General features: G+C 39.8%; 1 pseudogene. It reads left to right on the top strand.

The features are described from left to right. Positions 1-306 (top strand): annotated as a pseudogene (locus tag NLX67_RS22650) (hypothetical protein); the annotation flags it as partial. Positions 307-550: the final 244 nt, after the last annotated feature.

Below are 550 nucleotides of genomic sequence, written 5' to 3'. Positions count from 1 at the left end.
GTCTTTGAAATGACAAATGAGGCAGAAAAAAGAGCAGAGATTGCTAAATATGTTAGAGCTGCATACCGCAATATTCAGCACTTCGGCGAACAATGCAGTATTTTACCAGATGGCAACACTGCCATACCAGCTCAGATGATCGGTTTAAATGCGGTACGATTTATTCGAGAGGACTCTGATTCATATGTAGTGGATGATTGGAAATTTGACAATGATGACTGGAAGAAGCATCACAACGACGACGATAATGATGCCTGGAAGAAAGATCAATGTGACGATGATGATGACGACCGGAAGAAAAAATGAAAGCAATAACGATAGTGACGATCGAAAGAAAAAACACCATCCGAAGAAAAAACCTCATCACAAGAGACGAGATTGAAAAACAGGATAAAAACAGCCACAATTCTTTGAACAAACGAATTGTGGCTGTTTTTTAATTCGCTATTTTCCTCTCCAATGCAACATACTATCATGATCTGCCCCCCGTCAAGTAGACACTCATAAAGAGCTACATAGCCTTCACACGATATTCAACAGGGGAAAGATT

Source organism: Domibacillus sp. A3M-37, assembly GCF_024213455.1.
In the GTDB taxonomy this organism is placed as follows: Bacteria; Bacillota; Bacilli; order Bacillales; family Domibacillaceae; genus Domibacillus; species Domibacillus tundrae.
Note: the sequence above shows the minus strand (reverse complement) of the source record. Positions and strands in the feature narration are given on the sequence as shown.